The sequence below is a fragment of the Pseudomonas sp. NBRC 111133 genome (assembly GCF_001320605.1).
Classification (GTDB): Bacteria; Pseudomonadota; Gammaproteobacteria; order Pseudomonadales; family Pseudomonadaceae; genus Aquipseudomonas; species Aquipseudomonas monteilii.
The window spans coordinates 1-3,884 of sequence record NZ_BCBJ01000078.1; the positions used below are offsets into that span (position 1 = coordinate 1).

Annotated in this window: 4 protein-coding genes; all 4 read left to right on the top strand. The window is 64.3% G+C overall.

Going from position 1 to position 3,884, the window contains the following annotated elements; genetic code table 11:
• Nucleotides 1-698 (top strand): TolC family protein (locus APH36_RS18440; protein ID WP_177337113.1); only part of this gene is annotated, 698 nt, incomplete at its 5' end.
• A complete protein-coding gene (locus tag APH36_RS18445; protein WP_060499755.1) occupies nucleotides 695-2,872 on the top strand; it encodes an FUSC family protein in 2,178 nt (725 codons plus the stop codon). The genes APH36_RS18440 and APH36_RS18445, both read left to right, overlap by 4 nt.
• Nucleotides 2,862-3,062 (top strand): DUF1656 domain-containing protein, encoded by a 201-nt coding sequence (locus APH36_RS18450; RefSeq protein WP_009685040.1) that lies wholly within the window; start codon nucleotides 2,862-2,864, stop codon nucleotides 3,060-3,062. The genes APH36_RS18445 and APH36_RS18450 overlap by 11 nt, the downstream gene beginning before the upstream one ends.
• A gap of 10 nt (nucleotides 3,063-3,072) precedes the next feature.
• A partial coding sequence (locus APH36_RS18455) for an HlyD family secretion protein (RefSeq protein WP_060499756.1) occupies nucleotides 3,073-3,884 on the top strand: 812 nt, incomplete at its 3' end.

Sequence of the window (3,884 nt, forward strand, 5' to 3'; positions counted from 1 at the left end):
CCCTGGCCGCGCCGCTGAAACTGCCCTCCAACCTGCCTGCCCAACTGGTCGGCCAGCGCCCTGACGTGGTTGCCAGCCGCTGGCAGGTTGCCGCGCAGGCGCGTGGCATCGACGTTGCTCATGCCGGCTTCTTCCCCAACGTCGACCTGGTCGGCAGCCTGGGTTTCATGGCCACCGGCGGCGGCCCGCTGGAGTTCCTCACCGGGCGCAAGTTCAACTACAACGTCGGCCCGGCCATCAGCCTGCCGATCTTCGACGGTGGCCGCCTGCGCTCGGAGCTGGGCGTGGCCTCGGCGGGGTATGACGTAGCTGTGGCGCGCTACAACCAGACCGTGGTTGGCGCGCTGAAGAATATCTCCGACCAGCTGATCCGCCGCGAGTCGATGAAAGAACAATCGCATTTCGCTGCCGAATCCGTTGCTGCTGCGCAGAAAACCTACGACATCGCCATGGTCGCGTTCCAGCGGGGTCTTACCGATTACCTGAACGTGCTCAATGCGCAGACTTTGCTGTTCCGCCAGCAGCAAGTGCAACAGCAGGTGCAGGCCGCACGCCTGATCGCCCATGCCGAGCTGGTCACCGCGTTGGGCGGTGGCTTGCAGGCCGGGCAGGATGTGCCGAAAGAGGAACGCCAGGCCGCGCCGGCCACCCCGGCCACCCTGGCCATTTTCGACAAGAAGCCGGATAACGCCGAATGAGCACTTCCAGTTTGCCCGTGCGCTGGCTGCAAAGCCTGGAATGGCGCCGGGGCTTCTTTGCCTGGGCGCGCACCGACGGTGTGACCTGGGTTTACATCTTCAAGGTGCTGGCTGCCGCGTTCATCACCCTGTGGCTGGCCATGCGGCTGGAACTGCCGCAACCGCGCACGGCCATGATCACCGTGTTCATCGTCATGCAGCCGCAAAGCGGGCATGTGTTCGCCAAGAGCTTCTACCGGGTGCTCGGCACCCTGGCCGGCTCGGCGATGATGGTGGCGCTGATCGCCATCTTCCCGCAGAACACCGAGCTGTTCCTGCCCAGCCTGGCTTTGTGCGTGGGCCTGTGCTCGGCCGGCGCCATGCGCTACCGCACCTTCCGCGCCTATGGCTTCGTGCTGGCCGGTTACACCGCAGCGATGATCGGCCTGCCGGTGCTGCAGCACCCCGACCAGGCGTTCATGGCAGCGGTATGGCGGGTGCTGGAAATTGCCTTGGGCATTCTGGTATCGACCTTCGTCAGTGCCGCGATCCTGCCGCAGTCGGCCAGTGCCGCCATGCGCAACGCCCTGTATCAGCGCTTTGGCGTCTTCGCCGGGGTGGTGGTGGAAGCCCTGCGCGGTGACAGCCAGAAAGACCGTTTCGAAAGCAGCAACGTGCGCTTTGTCGCCGAAGCCGTGGGCCTTGAGAGCCTGCGCAACGTCACCGCTTTCGAAGACCCGCACATGCGCCGCCGCAGTGGCCGGCTGGTGCGCATGAACAGCGAGTTCATGGCCATCACCACACGTTTCAATGCCCTGCACCGTTTGCTCGAACGCCTGCGTGCCCGTGGCCCCCTGCAGATCGTCAGTGCCATCGAACCGGGCCTGAACACCTTGGTGGAGCTGTTACAGCCCTACGTGGGCCGGGCGTTGACCGATGCCGATGCACTGCGCCTGACCCTGGAGCTGGCCGCCTACAAGGAAGGCCTGCAAGCCCAGGTGCGCGGGCTGCGCGCTGAGTACCTGGCGACCGAACCCAGCGAGGCCGACCTGCTCGACTTCCATACGGCGTTCGAGCTGCTGTACCGCTTTGTCGACGAAATGTTCAGTTATGCCGAAACCCACGCTTCGTTGGCGGCGCACAGGCACGAGCGTGAACAGTGGGACGAGCCCTATGTGGCACAGACCAGCTGGCTGGTGTCGCTGGCCGCCGGTGTGCGTGCCTCGGCGGTGCTGTTGCTGCTGGGCAGTTACTGGCTGCTCAGCGACTGGCCCAGCGGCGCCATGATGACCTTGATCGCTACCGTTACCGTGGGCCTTTCGGCGGCTTCGCCGAACCCCAAACGCATGTCGTTCCAGATGGCTTGCGGCACGGCTATCGGCGCTTTTGTCGGCTTCTTCGAAACCTTCTTCGTGTTCCCCTGGATCGACGGTTTTCCGCTGCTGTGCATGGTGCTGGCGCCGGTGTTCGTGCTCGGCGCGTTCCTTGCTTCGCGCCCGGCTTACGCCGGTTATGGCCTGGGCCTGCTGGTGTTCTTCGCCATCGGTTCGGTGCCGAACAACCTGACGGTGTATGACCCTTACACGTTCATCAACGACTACATCGGCATGGTCATCGGCATGTTCGTCTGCGCTGCTGCTGGCGCGATCATCCTGCCGCCCAACAGCCGCTGGCTGTGGAGCCGGCTGGAGCAGGAACTGCGTGAGCAAGTGCTGTTCGCCATCAGCGGCCGCCTACGCGGCCTGGGGTCGGCCTTCGAAAGCCGCACCCGCGACCTGTTGCACCAGGCCTACGGTCTGGCGGCCGGCAAGCCGCAGGTGCAAAGCCAGCTGATGGGGTGGATGTTCACCGTGCTGGAAATCGGTCACGCCGTCATCGAGCTGCGCAAAGAGCAGGCCCGTGCGCCGGTGCACCCGGCCTACGCCGAGTCACAACCGTGGCGCCAGGCCATCCGCGTGATGGGCCGCGCGCTGGCAAGGCTGTTCTTGCAGCCCAGCGCCAGCAACCACGAACGTGCGCTGGTGGCGGTGGACCACGCCATCGCCCGCGTGCAAGCCACCGACGAGCCGTTCGCCCGGCACTTCGATACCTCGGTGCTGCGCCGTGCGCAAAGCTACCTGCATTTCATCCGTTCTTCCCTGCTTGACCCACAGTCGCCACTGGCGCCGGCGAAAGGACTGCACCATGCCCCGTGAAATCGCCTTCCATGGCGTGTACATGCCCACCATGACCTTGATGTTCCTGTTCGCCCTGGGCCTGGCCTGGGGCCTGGACCGGTTCATCGCCAGCCATGATGGCTACCGCTTCTTCTGGCACCCGGCGCTGCTGCGTCTGAGCCTGTTCGTCTGCCTGTTCGGCGCCATGGCGCTTACTGTCTACTGGTGAGAATCCTTCGATGAAAAAGTTCTTCAGCCTGATCGCCACCCTGCTGGTGCTGGTCGCCGCCGTGGCCATCGGTCGCCAGTTGTGGCTGCACTACATGACCACGCCCTGGACCCGCGACGGCCGCGTGCGTGCCGATATCATCAACGTCGCCGCCGACGTGCCCGGCTACGTGGTGGACGTCCCGGTCAAGGACAACCAGCGGGTGAAGAAGGGCGACCTGCTGATCCAGATCGACCCCGAGCATTACCAACTGGCCGTCGACCAGGCCAAGGCACTGGTCGCCTCGCGCAAGGCGACCTGGGAAATGCGCAAGGTCAACGCCAAGCGCCGTGCCGACATGGACAACCTGGTGATCTCCAAGGAAAACCGCGACGACGCCAGCAACATCGCCAACTCCGCCCAGGCCGATTACCAGCAGGCGCTGGCTGAACTGGCTGCCGCCGAACTGAACCTCAAGCGCACCCACATCGTGGCCACGGTGGACGGTTATGTGACCAACCTGAATATCCATAAGGGCGACTATGCGCGTACCGGTGAAGCGGTGATGGCGGTGGTCGACGAGAACTCGTTCTGGGTGTACGGGTTCTTCGAAGAGACCAAGTTGCCACACGTGAAAGTGGGCGACCAGGCCGAGCTGCAGATGATGAGCGGCGAGCGCATCAAGGGCCATGTGGAGAGCATCGCCCGCGGCATCTACGACCGCGACAACCCGCAAAGCCGTGAGCTGATTGCCGATGTGAATCCGACCTTCAACTGGGTGCGGCTGGCGCAGCGTGTGCCGGTGCGGATTCACATCGATGAAGTGCCGGAAGGGTTTTTGCT

Excerpts from the sequence above, each read along its gene's own strand:
- APH36_RS18445 (WP_060499755.1), top strand. The coding sequence starts at position 695 with ATGAGCACTTCCAGTTTGCCCGTGCGCTGGCTGCAAAGCCTGGAATGG.
- APH36_RS18450 (WP_009685040.1), top strand. The coding sequence starts at position 2,862 with ATGCCCCGTGAAATCGCCTTCCATGGCGTGTACATGCCCACCATGACC.